Annotated in this window: 16 protein-coding genes; all 16 read right to left on the bottom strand. The window is 39.4% G+C overall.

The genetic code is table 11. The features are described 5' to 3' along the window. The 16 genes from E5N72_RS20095 to tssA all read right to left on the bottom strand — a co-directional run bounded on the left by E5N72_RS20095 (position 1) and on the right by tssA (position 20965). Positions 1-4473 (bottom strand): RHS repeat-associated core domain-containing protein, encoded by a 4473-nt coding sequence (locus tag E5N72_RS20095; protein WP_168246767.1) that lies wholly within the window; start codon positions 4471-4473, stop codon positions 1-3. Next, positions 4473-5315, bottom strand: coding sequence for a hypothetical protein (locus E5N72_RS20090; protein WP_135926859.1), 843 nt, complete (start codon positions 5313-5315; stop codon positions 4473-4475). The genes E5N72_RS20095 and E5N72_RS20090 overlap by 1 nt, the downstream gene beginning before the upstream one ends. A 2-nt stretch (positions 5316-5317) precedes the next feature. Then, positions 5318-6307 (bottom strand): hypothetical protein, encoded by a 990-nt coding sequence (locus E5N72_RS20085; protein WP_135926858.1) that lies wholly within the window; start codon positions 6305-6307, stop codon positions 5318-5320. Between the two features lies 1 nt (position 6308). After that, positions 6309-6599 carry a PAAR domain-containing protein gene (locus E5N72_RS20080; RefSeq protein ID WP_135926857.1) on the bottom strand — a complete coding sequence of 97 codons (291 nt, stop codon included), beginning with the start codon at positions 6597-6599 and terminating at the stop codon, positions 6309-6311. Positions 6600-6619: 20 nt separating this feature from the next. Then, on the bottom strand, positions 6620-6976 hold the full coding sequence (locus E5N72_RS20075) for a hypothetical protein (protein ID WP_135926856.1): 357 nt from the start codon (positions 6974-6976) through the stop codon (positions 6620-6622). 1 nt (position 6977) lies between these two features. Continuing rightward, a complete protein-coding gene (gene tssI, locus E5N72_RS20070) occupies positions 6978-8831 on the bottom strand; it encodes a type VI secretion system tip protein TssI/VgrG (RefSeq protein ID WP_135926855.1) in 1854 nt (617 codons plus the stop codon). A 71-nt stretch (positions 8832-8902) separates the two neighbouring features. Beyond that, a complete protein-coding gene (locus E5N72_RS20065) occupies positions 8903-9382 on the bottom strand; it encodes a type VI secretion system tube protein Hcp (protein ID WP_105181734.1) in 480 nt (159 codons plus the stop codon). A gap of 224 nt (positions 9383-9606) precedes the next feature. Continuing rightward, positions 9607-12210, bottom strand: a complete 2604-nt coding sequence (gene tssH / locus E5N72_RS20060; RefSeq protein WP_135926854.1) for a type VI secretion system ATPase TssH — start codon at positions 12208-12210, stop codon at positions 9607-9609. 19 nt (positions 12211-12229) lie between these two features. Continuing rightward, on the bottom strand, positions 12230-13210 hold the full coding sequence (gene tssG, locus E5N72_RS20055; RefSeq protein WP_135926853.1) for a type VI secretion system baseplate subunit TssG: 981 nt from the start codon (positions 13208-13210) through the stop codon (positions 12230-12232). Beyond that, complete coding sequence (gene tssF, locus E5N72_RS20050) at positions 13207-15033, bottom strand: type VI secretion system baseplate subunit TssF (protein ID WP_135926852.1); 1827 nt, start codon at positions 15031-15033, stop codon at positions 13207-13209. The genes tssG and tssF overlap by 4 nt, the downstream gene beginning before the upstream one ends. Continuing rightward, positions 15030-15515 (bottom strand): type VI secretion system baseplate subunit TssE, encoded by a 486-nt coding sequence (gene tssE, locus E5N72_RS20045; protein WP_135926851.1) that lies wholly within the window; start codon positions 15513-15515, stop codon positions 15030-15032. Before tssE ends, tssF begins: the two co-directional genes overlap by 4 nt. Before the next feature lie 13 nt (positions 15516-15528). Beyond that, positions 15529-16296, bottom strand: coding sequence for a type VI secretion system accessory protein TagJ (locus tag E5N72_RS20040; protein WP_135926850.1), 768 nt, complete (start codon positions 16294-16296; stop codon positions 15529-15531). A gap of 2 nt (positions 16297-16298) precedes the next feature. Further along, entirely contained in the window at positions 16299-17825 is a 1527-nt protein-coding gene (gene tssC, locus E5N72_RS20035) for a type VI secretion system contractile sheath large subunit (protein ID WP_135926849.1), read from the bottom strand. Positions 17826-17852: 27 nt separating this feature from the next. Continuing rightward, positions 17853-19346, bottom strand: a complete 1494-nt coding sequence (gene tssC, locus E5N72_RS20030; protein ID WP_135926848.1) for a type VI secretion system contractile sheath large subunit — start codon at positions 19344-19346, stop codon at positions 17853-17855. Continuing rightward, positions 19343-19846 (bottom strand): type VI secretion system contractile sheath small subunit, encoded by a 504-nt coding sequence (gene tssB, locus E5N72_RS20025; protein ID WP_135926847.1) that lies wholly within the window; start codon positions 19844-19846, stop codon positions 19343-19345. The genes tssC (E5N72_RS20030) and tssB overlap by 4 nt, the downstream gene beginning before the upstream one ends. 12 nt (positions 19847-19858) lie before the next feature. Next, entirely contained in the window at positions 19859-20965 is a 1107-nt protein-coding gene (tssA, locus tag E5N72_RS20020; protein ID WP_135926846.1) for a type VI secretion system protein TssA, read from the bottom strand. Positions 20966-21075: the final 110 nt, after the last annotated feature.

Raw genomic sequence — 21075 nt, 5'->3', positions numbered from 1 at the left:
TTAAACCTCTTCCAACTCTATAAAATTTTTACCATTAACTTTTTCACGGCTGATAACTTTAAATTTAGTTCCCGATTTAAATAAAACCTCTTCTTCATGTGGAGCTACTGAAGCTGTGTCAGCTACTTTAACACCATTTTTTGATTTAATTGTAATCTTTGTATTACCGGGAAAACTTTTATCTGGATTAAAGCTGGTACTTTTAAAACCCTTTTCATGATGTATTCCGCCAATGGGAAATAACTCATCTAATAAATCATCACTAAACTTATCTCCCCGCACAACCTCACCTTCATATCTAAACTCTGGGTTTTCAGCTAGTTTTTCTAAGCCTTTATTAGCATTTTCAACAACCCTAGACCATTTCTTTTTATTATCGGAAGAAAAGCCTCTTAAACCATTATTAATTGGTTCATATAAGTTTGTTGTATATACAGAGATTGACAAAAATTCTTCGCGCGATAGTACATCTAAACCTGGGTGTAAGTAGTAATTCATAAGGACATGATTTTTGAAATCTTCACCTTCTAAACCATTTAAACTATTGCCGATGTTTAAATCTGACATAATTAGCTCATCCACAGAGGGCGGAGTTTTATTACTTTCTTTTATTACAGATTGAGAAACTAGTGGCTCTGATTTGTCTTTAGCTTCGAATACAAGTAATGAAGCTGGATTTCCAGATATAAGCTCTTGTTTAATCTCTTTCGGAGTGATGAAACCAATTTGCGCAGCTTCAAATAGATTCCTTTGTAACTCCCTACTAATCACACCTTTATTGAAAGCTCTATCTAAGCTTATTTTTAAACTTCTTTCACCTTCCTTACACATCAACCCATAGGGATCAACCCAATTAACTGGATTTGGCGCGTATTGGTAGTGGTTTATGCCGCCTACTAAGCCTATCGGGTCTTGGTTTATAAAGCGTTGTTGCTTAGGGCTGTAATAACGGTAGCGGTTGTAGTGTAGGCCGCTTTCATCATCAGAATATTGCCCTTGGAAACGTATTGGCTGAGTGAAGCTGTTTTCTTTATTAAAGTCAGTATCAGCTACTGGCTCTTCATAGCCGTACACATCGGCGTGGTTTTGCCATACAACTTCTGCATTGTTGTTTGTAACAAAACGTGGGGTGTTTAGTTGGTCTAGGTGGTAGTAATACAGCTCACCTTGTTTAATCAGTGCGACCGGGTGAAATTGATTCGGTAAGTTGATGTACCAGGTATACTCGCCGTGCTGGTATTCACCTATTAGCTGGTCGTTATCCCAAATATAATCAATCTTGCCATGCTCAGTCTGCTTAGCGATACGGCGACCCAGTGGGTCATAGTCGTAATGTGTTAGTGTACCGTTGTTGTTAAAGCTGCTTAATTGGTTGAACGCATTGTATTCACGGTGCGTTTTTATACCTTTGCCCGTTTCACGAACTTGGTTACCACAGTCATCGTATTCAAAATCGCTATCGCCAAAATGGGTTAACCTGTCGGCATCGACTTGGCTATATGTAACAGCATCATTAGCTTCTTGTTTATTGACTGCTTCATCATGCTGCGCTTGAGTTTGGCTAATCGGGTTACCAAAACTGTCCCACTGAAATTGCTTAGCGGTTTCTGGCGCTTGTGTATCCGACTTTGCATCAGCTAGATTTTGCTGAATTAATTGGCCAAGGCTATTGTATTCAAACTGTGTATTTTGGCAGCTAATGCCTTGTTCTTCACGTGCAATAAGTTGATTAACCGCATCATATTGATAATCACAGCTATCAAATAATGTGTGCTCTGGATGCGATAGTTGCTGCTGCGTTAAACGCCCAAAAACATCAAACGTCTGATTAAGGGTAACCTTATTAGCGAAACGTTGAGTTTTGATATTATTTTGGCTGTCGTAGCCAAGCTCGACGAGTTTTGCTAACTCACCTTCCGCTCGCTTTACCTGTATAGCACTTAACTGACCAAAACTATTGTAGTTATAATAAAGGATTGTTGAGTCTGGCAAGGTAAGAGACTCTCGTCTGCCATAGTCATCGTAGCTGTATGCGAGTTTATGGGTTTGAGACTGGTTGTGGATTTGCTCAACACTGAGTAGCCGTCCGCCTTTATCAAACGACTGTTTAATCGTTGATTGCTCATTATGAGCACGCGCTATTTTACCCTCTAGAGTATAACTGTAATGGTTAGCGTTATTAACTATGTGTTTATTTGTGGCTAGACTTGCGTGCTGCGAAATAACGCGGCCTAGCTTATCACGCTTAATATTTACATGGCGTTTGTCGCTTTGCGTGACAGCCACTAAACGATTACATGCGTCGTACTTAAATTGCTGCTCAGTACCATCAAAACCCGTGATTTGTGTTGGGTTTTCATTTGCATCGTAATTGATGCGATAAATATGGCCGTCACTACGCTCGATTGCGGTTAAATTTCGCTCTTTATCATACGTTAAATGCAGTGCACTGCCATCTGGCTGGATCACGCAGTGAGGTTGGCTTAGCCCCTCAAAGTGCTGCTCTGTGGTATCACCATTACCGTTTTGCGAACGAACTAATCGACCAGCATCATCATAAGTAAAAAGCTGCTGTTGTTTGTTATCAGGGTTACTTTGCTCAAACGCGGTTGTTTCAACTAGTTGCCCTTGCTCATTATATTTATATTGAGTAAGCAGACCGGCTTGGTTAATGGTTGCGTTTACACGACCGAGGTTATCGTAGCTGTAACGAATGAGCTCATCATTATGCTGCTTTGCAAGTAGCTCACCTTGTTCATTCCATGTGTATTTTAATACATGACCATTTGGCGTGACATGCTGGGTCAAATTACCTTGTTTGTCGTAACTGTAAAGTGCTATTCGCCCATCTGCTTGGGTTTCACTTTGTAATAACCCTGAGGCACTGTATTGGCGTTTAATCTTCTCGCCATTTGGCAAAATAACAACGACTTGTTGACCAAGTTGGTTATAGCCAAATTGAGTGCGGTTACCATCAGCTTGGGTGACTGATTCAAGTTGGCCGTATTCAGTATAGGTATAAAGCGTTTGATAGCCTAGAGCATCAGTTTGCGCTACTTTTTGTCCAAGCGAATTGTAATCATAGCGTGTGATATTACCATTGGCATCAGTGTGCTCAATCAGCTTACCTTGCTCATTGTGAACAAAGTGCTCTTGGTTGCCGCGTGAATCTATACTGGTTGTTTTATTGCCTTGATACTCGAACTGGTAGCAATAGGTATTGTCATCACCCCACTGTTTAATACATTTGGCATCATAACCATATGAGTCCCACTCAAAGTGATGACTAAAACCGCTTGCTCTAGTTCGCTTTATTAGTAAATTTGCAGCGTTATACTCATAACGCTCTTGTTCAGCAAATTGGTTTGTTGCCGCCACTAAGTTTGACTGTTCATCATACTCATAACTGGCTAACGGCTGATCTAAAAGAACTAATTTCCCTTGTTCATTAGTACGATAAGCGTGCACCGTTTTGAGCAAACCGTGCTTATTATATTTCAGTACACAGCCGCGTACTTTGTTTACTTCAATACGTTGTAAACGCTCCATCGAATCATAATAAAAACGGGTGCTTTGACCTTTTTCATTGATGATTTTTTCGAGCAACCATGCTGATGCACCCGGCATAAACGTCAGGTGTTTATCATCTGGTGTTACTAATACTTGCTTGCCATTTTCTTTATAATGAAGCACCAAGTTACTACTTAGCTGATAACTCGATTGCCCCGGCTTCACTTTTTCAAACTTATGAGTCGCACCATGTTCGTCGTGATACTCGAGCCAGTAGGTGCCCTTTTTCTTTGGGCCCACTTTCGGCGGTGGTAGGTAATGCTCGGTTAATTGCACTAAATAATCGTGACGCCAGCCATTACCCAGTATTGTTTTTTGATTACAGTGAGACGAACGATATAACCGACGCCACGTTAAAGGCCTATTTGCGGCTAATGAGAAGTCAGTTAAAGGAAGAATTTCTTCGCCTGTTAGCATCGAAACCGGGTCTGAACGGCATTCTTGTTCTGTTATAGGCGTTTCACTTGCGGTTGTGTTACTGGCACTGCCCTTATTGCTAGCAGGAGCTTGTGTTGCTTTTTTGGCATTACTTGGCACAGCCGAAGACGCTGAACTGCTACTTTGCGATGAGCGAGTATTATCACTGACTTGAATGGTGCTTTTTACTTGCTGCTGGTAGCACGTAATGACACCTGAGGTTAAGGCTTTTATCAAAGCCGATGCAGTTTCGCGCGCTGTTGCTTGCCTTGGACAATTAATACCAGCAACATTTAACAATTGAATAAGATCTAATCGTTTAGCAGCATCGCCACTTAATACCGCGCCAACCTCTGCTACAAATTTGTAGGCACTATCCGGCGTATTCGTTGCGACAGCAATAAAACCACTGGGGGCTGGCTGTTTAGCTAACACGAGGCAGATGGGATAACGTGTTCCCTGTAACACAACTGCTTTACTATCCATTAGTTGCACATTTCCTTACTTATCCATAAGTATGACGCGACGGCTTGGTACTTGTTGTACTCTTGCGAAATTATTAACGCCTGCCCAAAACGCTCAGCATAAAGTGAGCTATTTGTCAGGCTTGCGAGGTTTACAACCCCTTCTATTGCTCCCATTTTGCCTAATTTATAATTAGGAAGTTGGAACAACGTTTGTTCATTAATTTTTTTACTTAAAACAGGTAAATAACTTACCCAATCATCACTTTCTAGGCCATTACCTGGGGCAAACACTAAATCTATTTTTTGTTCATTTAGCGATAAAATACGTTCAAGCTCTGCATGTATAGGCTGATGCTTTGCTATATCCACAGAAGAACACATGCTCGTAGATTGCAACGCCCAACCTACCTGAGTAAATTCAACATATGCCTTACAAGCCGCTATCCCTAAATATTCAAAGCCGTTATGCTTTGAGGCTTTAAACACACCATCAATTGCAATCACATGAAAAACACTAAAATTTTGCTCTTTAGCTAATGCAATCGCACTGTGTATAGCGTTTGCGCCTTCAAAAATCATCTGTTCGACAGCAATGCCATAACGCTGTTGAAGGCTGTTTATAAATAGTGTTTTATGATCAGTTTGAAAAGGCAGTGCCGGTAATAACCAAATTAACGGTTGCTGCACGTCTGACTCTTTCAATACTGACTTTGCTTTTACAATACAGTCATAAATAAAGGCATCAAATGAATGCCAGTTTTGCACTTGCTCATGACCTGAGCTCCCCTCTAGTACTAATACTTCTGGGGCTACTTCATAAGGTGTATCAAACTGCTGTATTGAAATTTTAAATGCACTCAATGCTAACTCGCTTGACTATTTTGACAGTCATATTTAAGCGCATTTAAAATTGTAATCACCTGCCAACTAAAAAAATCAACACCTTGCAGGCTTGCTACACTGACAGGCCTATTCATCGCAAAGCCATAAACCAGAGTTTGATCATTAAAGTTGATCTTTTGCTCTGGCCAACTCAATGCAAATTGGCGCTGAAAATCAACAGCGGCTTGCTTACAATCGCCAGCCTGAACTTGAGTATCAAATGCAACTAATTCATCGAGCTGACTACCTAAGCAGCGTTTAATACCAGCAACAAGATTCTTGGCCGACCTCACTTCGGTCAACAGTGCAACAGCCATGGGGACATATTTTGTTGCCCCAGTTTGCAATAGCACCGCAATAGCTTGCTCTCGAGTAAACTGCTGGCTCACATAGTTGCAAACAAAATTCATCCTTTGTGGGTCTAGCAATAATAGGTACACAGACATTAACGGTGAATTAATCATCGCAGCCTTTTCAAATGCGTTTACTGTTTCTTGCATTTCAGGCATATCTGGGAGTTGTTTTACAGCACGTTTTATTGCTTTATAAATAATCGCCTTTGTATCTGAATTACCGTACACATTTGCCCAATTCAAAAAGTCGCTATTGGCGGACCCACTTATTGTTAAGCTTTTCTCCAAAAGCTTATTTTTTAAAAGCGTAAACTCATGTCGGTTTAATAACCCCAATAACCTCTGCTTTTGAGAGTTCGACATTAATAGCAGCGCAACCAAGCACGCTTCAGCAATGTCATCCAATAAAATTTTTTGTTGTTTTAACGTCTCAAGTTCTTCAAAAATGCGTTGCACAATTTCAAACTGTAAAATACTAGCACCTTGATAAGCTTGAACTTTTAAAACTAATTGCTGACGAACTTGGTCAATAAACCCAACGCTATAAAAAGCACTTTGCTGCATCATATTTAGATTTGAAAGAGCTGCTTTATGCTCATTTAAAATGAGTGATAACACCTTATCCACCAATTAAAACAGTCGGGTTACCTAAAACAATTTTGCCGCCATGTGAGGTACTATCTCCCATTCGAGCAGCGGGTTTTCCGTTTATTTTGACTGTACCCGAACCACTATTAATGCTATCTGGCGGGCCAACACATACAAGCATGTCGCCTTTTCTTGCGGCAGGCATATTACCAATCAACACATTAGCCGAACCCACTACAATTGGCCCTCCAACATGAGGAACTGTACCTGTTACTTTTGGACAAACATGCATATGCCCTAACGTTGAAGCGGGTTTTCCCATAATGCCTTCCTTGTTTTTGGCTATTCGTTTAAAGGAATAACTTGTAACTTATTTGTGCACACGAGTTTTGCTAACTCCTGCGCTATTTCGTCGTACGAAAGATCATTTATTATTGAGCTTGTTTGTGTAGCGTATTGGTAAATATGCGACAACACATTGCTACTATTGAGTACAGGGTGAAGGTTTATAAAAAATTGCTCAGCAAAATAACCATCTAGGCCCTTAAAATAATCTATTGGCAAGTTCAAAAACGGATCATCAGGGCGGTTTACACAAAGACATACCAAATGAGGTAAGCCATAACGGCAATAAACGGTAAAGCCATTGCTTGCTGCACCATGAACGAAACCTGATTGAAACGTATTATGTAATTCCATGCTAGTTCAACTTTATCATGCCAGCAGAAAGGGTTATTGCACTTCCATCAACCTTCACGTTACTGCCTTTAATATTGATATTTGTGCCTTCTATAGAAATATTACCGCTACTACTCATAGTAATTTTTGCCGAACCGGTCTTAATAACAATTTCTTTCCCCGCTTCGATATTGAGTGATTTACCCACTTTCAGCGTGTCATTTTCACCAATATCAACCGTGCGATTCACTTTTACTTTTGCATCATCGTTGTTGCCAACTTCAAGAAAACGATCATTATCAATTTTTTCTTTTTGATCATTTTTTACATACAGCTGCTTATCTTTTTCAGCTTGCATGTAAACAAGTTCACTGCCTTTTTTATCTTCAAAACGAAGTTCATTAAAATTATCTGCTCCACCCTCTTTTGTTGAGCGTGTTTTGATACCGCTTTGTGTTTTATCTGCAGGCAATGCATAAGGAGGCATTAAATCAGCGTTGTATACTGCACCGCTAATGATTGGCTGATCAGGATCGCCATTAATAAAGTCGACTAACACCTCTTGCCCTACACGAGGAAAGAAAAATGCGCCCCATTTTTTACCTGCCCAATTTTGCGCAACCCTGATCCAGCATGAACTTTGCGAGTCTTTTTTACCTTCTCGGTCCCAATCAAACTGCACTTTCACACGCCCGTATTGGTCAACCATAATTTCATCTGCGCTGTCGCCCGTCACTATGGCTGTTTGCACACCATGAATAACAGGCTTTCGCATGCTGTGCGCTGCACGATATGGCACATCTTTTGGCACACATTCAAAGTGGTTGGTAAATACTTCTTGTGCACCAGATTGCTGAGCACCCGATTGATTTGGCACCGTAATAGACGTTAGTAAAGATGTGATAGCAAACGTTTTACCTTCTAGGCGCGGGTCTTCATGCTTTTTAAAGCTAAATAATTTACCCACAGAGAAAGAGCGACAATCACTTCTACCGCTACTTAACTTCATATTACGCTGTAATGATTCTAGCTGTACGGCTGCTAAACCTGCAGCTCTTGGATGGGTTTCGGCTTCGGCTGTGTATTCAAAAATTTCAGCGACTGACTGAGTCGGTAAATCTGCTTTTTTGTGATCGCCATCAGGGTATCTTGGTGGTTGTTTAAAATCATAGCCAATACGCTTGTAGCTGCCAGGCGCAATACTTAAACCACCTTGCCATTTATTAATGTGTGACTCACTGAGATGACCTGACGTAAACACAACTTTTGCTTCTGCGCACTCTTCGTAGGCCGTTATATCATCTGCGAGCACTAGGGTATGTGCACTGTTACTATGCTCGAAAAAATAAAAAATACCTTCTTGCTGAAATAAGCGTTGAATAAAGTCAAAATCTGACTCTTGGTACTGAACACAATACTCGTACTTGGGATACGTTTTAGTTGTATTATCTTTAAAAGCGACACTGTGTTGACCAAACAAATCGGCGAAAATGTCTTTTATTGTTTTCTTTTGAAAGATCCGACTGTTTTTTCGGTTTCGCATTGATGCTGCGAAAGGCACAATAGTGGCGTGGTAATCTATATAATTTTTTTGTTCATCAATATCAGCAGTGCGACTACCATTAGATACTAATTGACTAACTATACCATGAAAATAACGCTCACCTGCGCTATCGGAATTTTTTACTTTAATAGAAACAGGTTTTCCCACCAGATCTTCATGCGCTATTTGTGTGCCTATAGTGAACATATTCACTGACATCACAAACAAATCAGACATAGACTCTTGCACCACCAGCCGAGTTAAGTAAAGCGTATCTTTACCTGCAGGGGTGTTAATCTGAATTACATTGTTATCTTGTGTTGCTTTTTGCATTCCATGCTTCCTATTCCTAAAGATCAAAAAAGCTCTGAGCAAAACTCAGAGCTATTAGGTACTGCAAAAAATTACATTTGCTGACCTTTAACACCGCTGTAACCATAAACAAGTGGTGCAGTGATGTTATTTTTGTCGTCAGTAGGAGTAACAGTCATCATCATTTCTGTGTAGCTGATAGTGATTGTTTCAACTGGACGGTCATTTTGAACAGATACAGAGTAGCTAGAAATCATTGCATCTGTAAGTTCGATTTTCATGATTTCTTCAACTTTATCACCTTGCTTAGTGATGTGGAAAACAGCCGGTAGGCCTTTACCAATTGTCGCTTCTTTGAAAAGGTCTGGAGACGCTTTATCTTGAAGTTTAGTGATAGTTACATCACCTAAGCGAGTTGAGCTAGATTCACGGTCCATTGCTGTACCAGTGTGTGCTGAAATTTCACGGCTAACGTTCCAATCTAATGATAAAACTGTGATTAAATCTTTAAAAGACTCAGCAGTAGTTTCGCCTTTAATTGAACCGTATTTTAAATATGTATTTGATTGCATTTGATAATGCTCCTTTTAATTTATAAATAATATCCATTACATTGGATCATTTACTTTTGGTTTCCCAAAATTCCTTTGAAATCATTATCTCTAACTGCGCAACGAAAAGGTCTTCAATATCCTTTCCCTAGACGAAGACAATGTCTCAATGTTCCATCAACTAATGAAGACGGACAAATTATAATCCGACTCCAAAAAAGAAACAAGAAACTAATTTAAATATATTAATTTATATTAACAATAAATGAATCATCATTTAAATCTAATAATATACTATTGATTTTACTACCAGTAACAAGGCTTTCAAGTAAAGATTCAGATAATAACGGCAGGACATTATTTTGCAATAATGCATGAATATTCCTTGCACCCGAACCAGAGTCATTACAATTGTTAACTATATAATCTACAACAAAATCTGAATATAAAAAATCAGATTTGTAATTTTTGTTAACTCTATCTTTTATTTTACTTAATTGAAGTTTTGCAATTTCCGCAAGAGTTTCTTTATTAAGTGGCAAATAAGGAATCACATTAATGCGACCAAGGAATGCAGCTTTAAATACTTCCAGTAAATCACTTTGAATAGCCTTTTGCAGACCCTGAACGCTTGGCGCTGTTTCTTCGTCTTCAAATAAGCTCATTGTTGTATCAGTACCCACATTCGAGGTCATGATGATAATCGTGTTTTTGAAGTCGATATCTCTACCTTCTCCATCTTTAATTGTGCCTTTGTCAAACACTTGGTAAAAGATGTCATGTACGCCTGGGTGCGCTTTTTCAATTTCATCTAGCAAAATAACACTGTATGGCTTACGTCTGATCGCCTCTGTTAATACGCCACCCTCGCCATAGCCTACATAACCAGGAGGTGATCCAAGTAGTAACGATACTTTATGCTCTTCTTTGTATTCTGACATGTTGATGATTGTGATGTTTTCTTCACTGCCATACACTTCATTCGCTAATGCAAGTGCCGTCTCCGTTTTACCAACACCACTAGGACCCGCTAGCATAAAAATTCCATTCGGGCGGCTTTCGTCAGCTAATTGCGCTTTAGATGTCTGTACAACTTTTGCAATTAACTCCAACGCATGATCTTGGCCAACAACACGCTCTTTCATTGTGCTTGCTAAATTAAGAACACTCTTCACATCATCTTCATGCATCTTGCCAACAGGGATACCAGTCCAGTCAGAAATAACTTGCGCAATTAACTCATCATCAACCTGCCAATGCACCATGTTAGAATCATATTTGGCCAAGCTTTCTTTGCATTGTTGAAGCTTTTCAATTTCTGCACTTGGCTGTTCTGTTTCATCATTCAGGCCTGTGATGACTTCTTTTACATCTTTAATAAGTGACATTTCATTTTCGAATTGCGACTTCAATGGTGAAAGCTGCTTTGTAATTTGCTGGCACTTATTTGTTAAACTCTCAAGCACCTCACTGTGATTTAACCCTGTGCGTTGCTCACGAGTTAACATATTGATTTGCGACTCTATTTCTGAGCGTTCATTTTCAAGAGTTTCGATAGAATTAGGAGTTGATGCTTGGCTCATTGCAACGCGAGCGCAGGCTGTATCAAGTAAACCCACCGCTTTATCAGGAAGTTGTCTGCCGGTGATGTAGCGGTGTGATAAATGTACTGCGCTTTCTAGTGCTTGCTCGGAAATGAACACATTATGATGTTTTTCCATAACAGGCACTAAACCACGTAACATCGCAATTGCTTTTTCTGGTGTAGGCTCTTCCACTTTAACGACTTGGAATCGACGAGCGAGTGCAGCGTCTTTTTCAAAGAACTTCTTATATTCAGCCCATGTAGTGGCTGCAATTGTTCTGAGTTCGCCGCGCGCTAGCGCCGGTTTTAATAGGTTTGCAGCATCATTTTGACCGGCTTGACCACCACTACCGATCATTGTGTGTGCTTCATCGATAAATAAAATAACCGGAGTTGGGGTGTTTTTAATTTCCGATATTAAAGACTTTAGCCTATTTTCGAATTCACCTTTCATACCAGCGCCGGCCTGTAATAAAGCGAGATCTAGGGTGTGAATTTTTACATTTTTTAAAACATCTGGAACACTGCCTTGAGCAATTCTTAGCGCTAATCCTTCAACAACAGCGGTTTTACCAACTCCTGCCTCACCAGTTAGAATTGGGTTGTTTTGTCTACGTCGAGTAAGAATATCGACCATTTGTCTAATTTCAAAATCACGCCCCAAAATTGGATCTATTTTTCCTGCTTTTGCCTGGGCTGTTAAATCAACTGTAAATTGATCTAAACTAGGCGTTTTAGAACTTTTAGATACCGATTTTTCAGCTTGGCTCTTTGCCACAGAGCTTTGCTCCTGTGACTTAGCGACCAATTCAGGCCAAGCATGCAACAATTGCCCTGCTTCTATCTTATTAAACTCTTTACTACAACGACTCACTAAACTTGCTAAGGTGTCATCTTTTACCAGCGTGTAAATTAAGTAAGCACTACGAATTTGTGTATCTGTAAAATCAATGCTCGTACTAAGCCACGTTTGCTTAAGCAAACTGGTAACATGCATCGATAAGCTCGGTGATGAATTACAACCCGTTTTGTGCATTTCTAAAGACTTATTTAAATCATTTTTTAACGAGTCTCTATCAATATCGTAAGCGCTCAAAATAACTCTAAAGTCATCAAGTTGTTGCTCAAGCATCGCTAGTAACCAATGCTCTAATTCAACAGTAAAGTGGCTTCGGCTATTACAAATTGCAACAGCCTGTTCAAGACTCTTTTTGCACTCTGGGCTTAGTTTTTCTACGAGTGTATTTAGCGTCATTGTAGACATAATATTTCCTTGTATTTATTTATCCTTTGAACGAAAGTTCAGAGACTTTGCCATTTTGAGCTGCGTTTTCAGATAGCAGAAAACTATTACAGCCTAATTGACATTGTTCTTTTAATAATTGCTTTGCACCAAGCTTATAAAAGTTTGCTTTTACTATCAGTGAATGCTGGATTTGATTACCAACAAAATCACCCACAATTTGATGGGCTAAATTCCAAAGATCTTGCTTTGGTAGAAGACGGGCTGTTTGGTGCTCATCTTTGGGCTCGATAATAACTTCGATCTTTGTCGAGATATCCCAGATTTGCTTACCTGCTATTGCATCAATACCAAGCCTTGCATGCTGGCCTGCAAACCCTCCACTATTTATGCGTGTTTGCTCAGATTGTTTTAGCGGCTGCCACTGGCCTACAAATTGGTTTATGCTGACATCACAGTCTAAATAGAAAGTTAAAATATTGCGCAAATCTGCCATATTTCGCGTCTTTCGACTGAAAAGACCACTGAAATAAAGCTGATGAGGGGCATTCCCCCCACTCAGAAGTGCCAAAATTTTTGTGTGGTTATCTTGATTACTATTAGCAAAGTTAAGCGCGGGTTTATACTTTTTCCAAGCTCGGTAGTACAACGAAATCAAACGATGATTAAACATATCGTAGAAATCTCTCATTGTACTGTCTTTATAGCGCAATCGTTGCATCACCAGTTCACTATAAAAATGTGGCAATGCTCCTGAACAGCCAGTCATTCCCATAAATGATACTTCCATATCAAATTGGGTAATTCCTTCAACGTTTTTAGCGGGCTTTAAATTAGTAATTGCATTACCCGCAAAGCCAAACTTTTGTGTTGAACTAAACTTAATCAGCTCTAGTTTTGGCTGACAATCATAGCCAACTTTACGATATTGCTGGGCCGCACTCGACAACTGAGACTCGATCACAAACACGGCTTTGTAAAAATCTATTTCTGTCGCGTTCTCGAGCAATTGTGCAATCATAGTAGCACTCCGGAACCTACTCTAGCTGGCCACTGATGATAAACTCGATCTTGTTCTTTTAACTTTAGACTTAAGCGTGTAAAGCTATTAATTGATGCAAATTGCGAGAAGAAACAATCAAGAACTGAAGCAAAAAAGAACACCCCACTACCAGCGTAATCATCATTTGCAAATGTAATTTCAATGTCAGTTCCTGCTGCAAAAGCGACTCGACCGTTTTGCACGACACGCGCGGTTGCAGGTTCAATTTTGACGCTATAGATGTTATCTATCATCCCTTTTGATTGGGGTGTTGCTTTAAAATCATATAGCCTCAATGTTTCTTTTAATTTCTCTGCACTTTGCTCACCACTAAATGAATCAAGAGTCAGATGATTGATCAATTGCCAGCGAGTATTACTGCCAAGCACAGGTCTTACCGCATGAGTTGGTGCAACTAAACACCTGATTTTTTTTATTACATCGCCACGCTTTGGCAATGTAAAACCAAGTTCATCATCACCAAAAGGTAAACTAGCTGGTAGATTACGATTACTGCATTGAGCGCGTGCTGTTACCACCGTATTTCCCTCACTGAGAGCTTGCGCACTATTTTCGAAGCCACCATTTACTAATGATAAATAGGTTTCGGTTCCCGCCTCAGCATAGCCACCAGCCCAAAGTGCTGTTTCTCGTCGAGTATGCCAATAGAGATCTTTATGCTCTTGATATTTAGGGTGTGTTTGCGCATAAAAAGGCGTCACTATCTGTTTATTCCCCTTGTGGTCAAATGCAACCACCTCTTCAAGGCTAATAACTTCAGATATTTCAGAGTCGATATAGCGTGGTGCGAGCTTATACTCATATTCGCTTAGCTCTGGGCGGATCGGTTCAAGTTCTTGTTCATATAAATTTATGATTGGCGTGCAGCCCATCAAGAACATGTCTTTATCTACTTGCTTCTCCAACTCGCTAGACTCAACATCTAAATAAAAATAAAGTGTTGTTGTACTGGCATTGCGAGGGAGTACCGAGCGAATATTTTGTAACTCAAAGAACTTGAACTTTTCAGGGAAAATAAAGTTTTCGACTAATAGCCTATATGCTGATGAAGAACGCATTGAGTAAGGAACAACAGCTTCATGCTCCTCAAATCCAACTGATTTTAAATGAGTTTTCGAGAGGTAATGCACTCCCTCATCGCCATTATCTACTGCTATTCCGATGCAATGTTTAAACAATAGTTCGTATACTTTGAGCGCATAATGCCATTGTCCATGAATATAAATTTTTAGATCATTTAGCTCTGTTTCATGTAATGAAACGCCATCATACTCACCTGTCAGTTGTAACTTAAATATCGCTTTAGCAGGTTCATTAAACTTTGGTTTAGGCGCAATAAAAGGACTGTTATCAAACTGAGCAGCTGTTATCTCTACGGGCCACAAATTGGTATCAAAACAGCTTTGAAATTTACACTGTTTCATTCCTTCTACATTGGTTTCAAGCTCACTCCCGCGAGGAATAATGACTCCTGTCGTTGATAGGTTTTCTGACTCTAACTTTACAATTGATAATGAAGGGATAGGCGCTTGGTAGTCTGGATAGAGCTGGCCTAAAAGCGCATCCGTTAACTCAGGAAAGCTATCATCAAGTTTTTGCCTAATGTTGGCAGTTAAAAATGCAAATGATTCGACTAACCTTGAAACATGAGGATCTTCTATCACTTCGTCTGTAAGTTTTAACCTGCCTGCCACTTTTGGGTATTTTTCTGCAAAGTCTTTCCCAAGGTGGCGCACATACGCTAATTCACGATTGTAATATTTTAATAATTCATCATTCATAGTGAAGACTCATAGATTTTCATACCTAAACTAACTGGCTCAACTTCAGAGTTAAAACTGATATATTCAGGCTCTGGATCGGCATATAACAAGGCATTAATTCTTAGGTTTAATACTCGGTTAAGGGGGAGTTCTTCATCAACTAACACTTCAACTTCAATAAACCTAGGCTCAAATCGTAAAATCGCATCTCGAACTTTTTCACATAACGCTGCTCGCCCCTCATGCGAACTTACAACCATGCTCGAAAAATCAGGCAATCCGTATGATAAACACGATGTTGCAAGCTCACTGTATTGACTTGGCCATGTATGCCACTGGATCCGAGCATTTAGTAACGCCTCGATATCTCGTCTTACGTAACTTTTTAAAAGTGATAAGCTGATACCATCCGTTCGCTGTGGCGAGTCCTGTACATCTGGCTCGTCATCAATCAAACGATCTAAAATTGATGCTTTGAGCGGCTGTTTGCTTGCAATCATGAAAATTTCACACTCAATTGATGAAAGAACCAAGTTCAGACAATAAGACTGCTTCATCATTTATAAACAGCATTTTCATTCCACGTCCTAAGTACATTTCTTCACTTAATTCTTGCCATTCAGTCACTTGGCCTAGTTTTTCTATTTCACTCTTTGAGTGTGGGTAAACAACTGGGATGTGAGCTGTACCTACAGGCCCATCTTTGATAGTAACCTCAACACGTAGCCAAATTTGCTCAACGATTGACTCTATTGGTTGAACTTCAAATTTTTCGATTTCATCAAAGCGAGCTAAATAAAACTCACCGTTGGTCCCCAAAATTTCCAGAAATGGGTTTAATGAATCATCAATATCTCTGATTGCAGTAAGTTGCTCATTTGCTGAATTAGTTCTGAAAGACTCAACTTTGGCTGCTTTTTCTGTCGCTTCTTTTAAATTTTCTTCACGTAAAGCAATATGCATCTGTAGAAATATCTCATCGAGTTCATCTGCTTCATGAAATAGCTTTGGAGCCGCTTTACCTTCATAAAAATCTTGTCGTGCTTGCTCGGCCCTGATTAAGTGTCTTAAATTAACAGCACCAACTGCTAACTCAGGTGATTTAGTCACCATAAAATCTAATTGTTTATCCGCTTTTTCAAGTTCACCATTAACACACAACAATTCCGTATAAGCGCTGCGGATATCAAAATTCAGTGGATCATCTTTTAGTTTTTGTGCGCAGTACTCTAATGCATCTGCTAATTTTCCATTGCGGATACACTCATGGATCTTTTTCATTTTTATTCCTTTATTTGATGATGAGGACTTAGTTCAGTCACTAATTTGATACTTGATACCATTTGATCAAGCTGAAAATGAGGTTGTAGTTGTAAGACAGAAAAGTAGTGGCCTGGCTTCGATTTATTTTCGGTCACTTTCACTTTCGCATTTGCCAAAGGATACTTACTTCTTATTTGCTCTGAGGCAGAATCCGATGCTGTCGTGTAGTTATTAACCCATGCTTGCAAGCCTTGTTCACAAGCTTGAGCTGTACTATAAGAACCAACCCGATCACGCGCTAGCAGCTTTAAATAGTGAGCAAAACGTGACACACATAAAATATATTGCAGCATAGACGATAAGCGGGCATTTACTGTCGATGCTTCACTATCGTAGTGCTTGGCTTGCTGAGCCGAAGCGTTACTATAAAAAACCAGATGCTCAGTATTAGTCACGGATGAGGCTGGTATAAACCCAAGTTCAGAAAATTGCTTTTCTAATTTACTGGTCACAATCAAATCTATTGGTGGCTTAGCTTCTTTTCTATATACATCGGTTGAAAAGTAATTTTTCGTCAACCCGGTAACGATACCTTTAGATATTTTACCTGGCTCAATCCCTCTAATTTGACCAAACCAACCACTTTCAGCATAAGCACGCACTAAAGTCGACACAAATTGGTACGCGGCGTTTCCCCATAACATATCTGTTTCTGGTGCTGTTATTTTTTCTGTATATAAAAAGTCTAAGTGACGGGTACCGTCGTTTTTATAGGGTGCTCTGACTAAAACATGCGGCAATACAAGACCAACAAAACGCGCATCTTCCATGGCTCTAAAGCTACGCCACTTGGTATATTCGACCTGTTCAAATTGATTATATAAATCGAATTGGTAGCCAAGATCAGTAAAACTGTTTGTACCAAATAAGCTTGCTGACACAGCAGTAATAAATGGCGAAAAGGAGGCTGCGGCTACTTTCGAAATTTCTTTTAAGGTGTCTATATCGTTGTAAATTGTACCCGGTGCATTCCCGTTGGTAATTTCGTAATCACCAATCAATACACCAAAAGGCTCTCCACCTGGGCGGTCGAACTCATTTTGATAAATTAATTGAAAGAGGCTACTTTGATCGAAATCGATAGCCTTATTAACATCTCTCGATAATGTATTCCAATCACAATCTAACAGGCGTAACTTTACTTTTTTTTCTTTATCACTGAGTTCTGTTTGTAAAGTTAACCACCACAAATTGCGCCAGCTAGCTTCTAATTGTTGTAACTTTGGGTGGTGTAAAATCTGATCTAATTGCTTTGAAATAAGCGAGTCTATTTTAACAATGGTCAGTTGCAAATATGAACTGATTGACTCTTTATCCCACTGCAGTGGCGAATCAGAAGAGCCTTCAAGCCATAATAACAGTGCTTTAAATGTCTCTTTCTCATTTAGAAAGCGTTCCAATAAAGCACTATTTTCGAAGATATCAGACGCTGTATTATGAGAAAATACAGCGTCAGCTCCTATGAATGAAAACTCTTCACAATTCATTTTGCATCATCCTTAATGCAGGAAGGGTTAACCAATCTCAGGGATTTTGGCAACCAATCTAAGTGATGACGTTAACTCTTCCATTTGTAACCATGGTCTTAACCACGCAACAGCATTATAAGCACCAGGCTGACCAGGAATTTCTTTAACTGAAACTTTTGCATCAGCTAAAGGATAACGAGCTCTGATATCTTGACCACCACCCTCTGTTGCATTTACGTAAGATAAGATCCAACGATTTAACCAAGATTCAACGTCTTCAGCTTCCATAAAGCTACCAATTTTATCACGTGCCATTACTTTTAAATAATGAGCAAAGCGAGAAGTAGCCATAAGGTAAGGCAAGCGTGCTGAAATAGCAGCATTGGCAGTTGCATCAGGCGTTGAGTAAACTTGCGGCTTTTGGCACGATTGTCCACCAAAGAACACAGCGTAATCTGTATTTTTATAATGACACAGTGGTAAGAAACCAAGCTTACTTAACTCTGCTTCACGTCGATCAGTAATACCAATCTCTGTTGGGCACTTAAGATCAGGATCACCATCATCACTAGTGAATATATGGGTTGGTAAACCTTCTACTTTACCGCCGCCTTCAGCACCACGAATAGCAGTACAAAAACCATATTGAGAGAATGCTTTTGTCATGTTCGTCGCCATCGCATAGGCAGCATTACTCCAGCAATAATCACCGTTATCAGTACTTACAGAGCGACCGGCAAGCTCATCAACTTCAAACTCTTCATAGTTGAATTCTTCAACAGGTTTAGATGCTGCACCGTAAGGTAAACGAGATAAAAATCTTGGCATCGTGAGTGAAACAAAGCGTGAATCATCGCTGTCTCTAAATGAGCGCCATTTAGTGTATTCAAGAGATTCAAATACTTTTTCAAGATCTCTTGGTTTAGTGAGCTCTTCCCAACTATCAAAACCAAAGAGTGAAGGTGATGATGCCGAAATGAACGGACAGAAACCAGCAGCAGCAACATTTGACATTAAGCTGAGTGTTTCAACATCTTCTGGGTGATTAGTAAACTCAAAATCACCAACAATAGTGCCGTAAGGTTCACCGCCTGGTGTACCAAATTCTGACTCATAGATTTTTTTGAATGTTTGGCTTTGATCAAACTCAACCGCTTTACTTAAATCTTTATGAAGCTCTTTCTTCTTCATATTTAGTACACGGATTTTTAATGTTGAGCCTGTATCTGAATTCATCACCAAATGATTAAGACCACGCCATGAACCTTCTAATTTTTGAAAGTCTTCATTGTGCATGATAACACTAAGCTGTTTCGAAATTTTTTGATCGATCAGTTGAATAGCTTCATTGAAAGTCACCGTCATGTTTTTATTCCATTGAACAGTGCCTTTTAAAGCTTCTTCAGTTAAAGTTCGAAGTAGCTCTTCAGCACGACTTGCATCGGTTTGTTTCGTTGCGCCAATCGCTTGGGTTAATAACGACGCCGATTCTGTCGTTGCTGCTGTGTCTAATTCTTGTGCTAGTGTTTCGGTGCTCATTTTTCAGACTCCTCTAACTTTAGCTCTTTTGCAATTGAATCTAGACTCGCTGTGTTACTTAACACTTCTTCTAAAACATTTTCTAGTTCTTCTGAGCGGTCAATCTTAGTCATGAGGTCACGAAGTTTATTGCGTGTCTCCATAAGGTTACGCAGTGGTTCAACTTGATTTACTACAGCCGCTGGCTCAAAGTCGTCGATACTTTTGAAGTTAAGGTTTACACTAAATTTAGTACCATCATCAGTTAAAGTATTATCAACATCTAACTTAAGAGACGGGCTCATTTTTTTTAAAACATCATTAAAGTTTTCTCTATCGATTTGAATAAAACGACGGTCTTTTAAAGGTTTTAATACTTCTTTATTATGACCTGAAAAATCCCCCATTACCCCAACTACAAAAGGAAGCTCTTTTTTTACAATTGCACCTTCAGTTTCAACATCATAGGTAATGTGTACTCTAGGTTTACGTACACGTTTTAATTTGTCATGGATACTCATTCAAAACTCCTTTTACTCGGTTTCTGTTTCGCTAACTTTGATGCCAGACAGCTTAAAGTATCCGGTCCTAGCATCACTATCGGTTATTAATTCATTTAATAATTCTGGTAGCGATAATTCGCTCCATCGAATAACTTGTTCAATGGTGTAAGACATAGGTGAATGCGGTTCTGTCTTTCTGAAAAACTGTGCTATTTCTTGCAACTTATTTATCGCACTTTCTCGGCTGTTGATTACCGCATCATTGCGATTAGTATTCTCAGCTATAGATGCATCATCTTCCACTCGCTCATTGTCTTGTGGTTCTTGTATTGATTTGACTTCAAGAGATTTGAGCTTATCTTTGCCTAAATGCAAAACTGCATTTAAGCATTCCTCGAGTGCTTGCTTAATATTAGAAGTGGGTTGTGACTGTTCAGTAGCAGCATCAAGTGCAATGCTTAATGCACTAAATTCTGTGAGAGCCTCTTCAATGCCGTTTTTTAAATCGAGGAAAAACTCAGCAGGAGTTTCTTGGGCACTTTTTTCTATTAATTCAAAATCAATAGCGCCTTGCGCTATTTTCTTTTCTCTTTTCTCATCATTGAGCCTAGATATGTCGTAAGCTTGCTGATATTCCCAGTAAGTAAATGGTTCATAATTTTGGCTATCTGTTAGAGCGATACTTTTAATAGGGATGATAAGCGCGCCATCACCCGCTACGCCATTTAAACCAACAAGAGCAGAAACTTTATCAGATATTTCATCGCCTTCATCAAGTGATGGATAGAGTAACTCAAAATGATTACTTATAAGCTCATGTGCAACTCGAAAGCCAAATGCCAAACCTTTAAAACCATATACACGACATAATGCTTCAATAAACCAGGCTAAATATTCAATATCTTTACTTTCTGATTTTAATGCTGCGCTGCATTGTTCTAACAATGGCTGCCAGTCACGAGCAAGAGAAGCTATGCCCTCATCATCAACGAGTGCAAGGCGCTCGGCAGCACGTAGCTGATTACGCATATCTTTTAAGGAATAATACGTTGAGGTAGGAGATACATCTGATCTAGGCTCAATGCCCGCGAATGCATCTTCGCTAATTGGAGCTATATATTCATCAAATACAAACATTCCATTGCCTTACAAATTCCTTTTACACCCAAAATAGAGACGACGTAAAATAATACATCTCTTATTTTTAATTTCAAGCCACAAAACCATTAATTAAAATAAAATTACAA

The organism is Pseudoalteromonas sp. MEBiC 03607 (genome assembly GCF_004792295.1).
Taxonomy (GTDB): domain Bacteria; phylum Pseudomonadota; class Gammaproteobacteria; order Enterobacterales; family Alteromonadaceae; genus Pseudoalteromonas; species Pseudoalteromonas lipolytica_C.
The sequence above is the reverse complement of the archived record's forward strand: the minus strand, read 5'-3'. Positions and strand labels throughout refer to the sequence as shown.